This is a genomic window from Streptomyces sp. NPDC055078, assembly GCF_053607985.1.
Genome location: NZ_JBSGUP010000961.1, coordinates 1 through 2,244, shown reverse-complemented (window position 1 = coordinate 2,244; position 2,244 = coordinate 1). Strand labels below are relative to the sequence as shown.

The window sequence follows — 2,244 nt, the reverse complement described above, 5'->3', positions numbered from 1 at the left end:
CGCTGGAGGTATGGCTTCGCAGATCGGACACAGTGACTTGATTCTACGGCGTCCGGTACGGGGCCCGGGGCGGCGGAAGCCGGGCCGCGCACGGCTGCCGGGCGATCTGGGGTGGTCTTCCGAGCGGCTTTCGGAGCAGCCTTCGGAGCGGCTTTCCGGGCGGCCCTCAGGTCGGCCTTCCGGGTGGTCTGCCCGGCGATCCGCGCGGTGGCGGAAACCGGGCCTGGCAGCGCTGCCCGGCCCCGTGTATGTGGCGGGAATCACAGCTGCGCCAGCGCCCGGCGTGCCACCTCCCGACCGATCGGCAGTGATGCCGTCGCCGCCGGCGAAGGGGCGTTGAGCACATGGACCGTACGGGCCGTCTCCTGGATCAGGAAGTCGTCCACGAGGGTGCCGTCGCGCAGCACCGCCTGGGCCCGCACCCCCGCGTCCGCCGGGCGCAGATCGGACTCCACCACGGCGGGCAGCAGCCGGCGCACCGCCGAGGTGAAGGCCCGCCGGGAGAGGGAGCGGTGCAGCTCGCCCGCCCCGTACCGCCAGTGGCGCCGGGCGATCCGCCAGGAGCCGGGCCAGCTCAGCGTCGCCGCCAGCTCCCGGGGCCGGACCGCCGACCAGCTGTAGCCCTCGCGGGCGAGCGCCGGTACCGCGTTCGGCCCGACATGGACTCCGCCGTGGATCCCGCGCGTCAGATGCACCCCGAGGAATGGGAACGCCGGGTCGGGCACCGGATACACCAGCCCCCGGACGAGATCGGGCCTGGTCAGGTCGTAGTACTCACCCCGGAAGGGGACGATCCGCATGCCCGGCTCGTCGCCCACCAGCCGCGCGACCCGGTCGCAGTACAGCCCCGCGCAGTTGACCAGCACCTTCGATCTGAGCACCGTCCCCGCCGCCGTACGCACCGCGACCCCCCAGGGCCTGCGGTCCACCGCGACGACCTCCTCGCCGCAGCGGATCTCCGCGTCGGACGCCGCCGCGAGCTGACCTGCCACCGCGCCGTAGTCGGCGATCCCGGTCGAGCCCACCTGGATCGCCGCGAGGCCGCGCACCTCCGGCTCGTACTCCATGATCTGCGCGGGGCCCAGCTCCCGTACCGGAATCCCGTTCTCCCGGCCGCGCTGGACCAGGGCGTGCAGCCGGGGCAGCTCATCGCGGCCGGTGGCGACGATCAGCTTTCCGGTGACCTCGTGGGCTATGCCGTACTCCGCGCAGAACTTGACCATCTCGGCCGCGCCACGCACCGCGAACCGGGCCTTGAGCGACCCCGGGCGGTAGTAGATCCCGCTGTGGATCACTCCGCTGTTGCGCCCGGTCTGGTGGCGCGCGGTCCCGGGCTCCTTCTCCAGCACGATCACCCGGGTCCCGGGCGCGGCACGGGTGACGGCATACGCCGTCGACAGACCGACGATCCCGCCGCCGATCACCAGCACGTCACAGTCGAAGCCATGTCCCGACACCGCCACGGCGTCACCTCCCACCCCGATAGTGCACTGGCCCACTGACAATGCCGTTAAACCAGCCGAAACAGGGGTGTGTTCCCGACGCCGGGTTTCCGTCGCCCGGACAGCGGTGCGAAACCGGTGCGGAACCGTGCGGAATCAGCTCGGTTCCGGTGCGGCCAGGGCACTGCCCGGCCGCCCCTCTGCGTCCCGCTGAGCGGGCCGGTCCGGGGTCCGTCCCCCTTCCGGGGACAGCCCTCAGGCCGGGGCTAGGCCGGGGCCATCAGCAGCGGGCGGGCCCGCTCCCGCAGCTCCGCGACCCGGGGCTCGTGTCCGTACGGCTCCAGGCGGTGCAGCAGATCCCGAACGTACTCCGTGGTCCGGGCCGAGGAGATCCGGCCCGCGACCTCCACCGCGCGGGTGCCCGCCGCGCAGGCGGCGTCCAGATTGCCCGATTCCAGCTCCGCGACCGCGCTCACCACCAGCCGCAGCCCGTGCGAGCGGACGAACTCCTCCGTCGGCCGCGACAGCGCGTGCTCGGTGAAGCGCCGGACCTGCCGGGGCGCCTTCAGATCGCGGTAGCACTCGGCGGCGTCCGCGCAGAACCTGTCGTACGAGTAGAAGCCGAGCCAGGCCGGGTCGGCGTCGCCCTCCCGGGCCCGCTCCAGCCAGCCCTCGGCCGCCTTCAGCGCCGCCCCGGCCGCGACCGCGTCGTTCGCCTTGGCGTGGGCCCGTGCCTCCACCAGCCGGAAGAAGCTCATCGTCCGGGCGGTGGCCAGTCCGCGGTTGCGCTCCAGCGCCGCCT

The 2,244-nt window shown here is 73.4% G+C and carries 1 protein-coding gene and 1 pseudogene; both read right to left on the bottom strand.

Annotated elements, in window-relative coordinates; all coding sequences use genetic code 11:
• Positions 1-260 precede the first annotated feature (260 nt).
• On the bottom strand, positions 261-1,463 hold the full coding sequence (lhgO, locus tag ACWF94_RS39135; protein WP_453499848.1) for an L-2-hydroxyglutarate oxidase: 1,203 nt from the start codon (positions 1,461-1,463) through the stop codon (positions 261-263).
• A gap of 245 nt (positions 1,464-1,708) precedes the next feature.
• Positions 1,709-2,244, bottom strand: a pseudogene (locus tag ACWF94_RS39130) (MFS transporter); the annotation flags it as partial.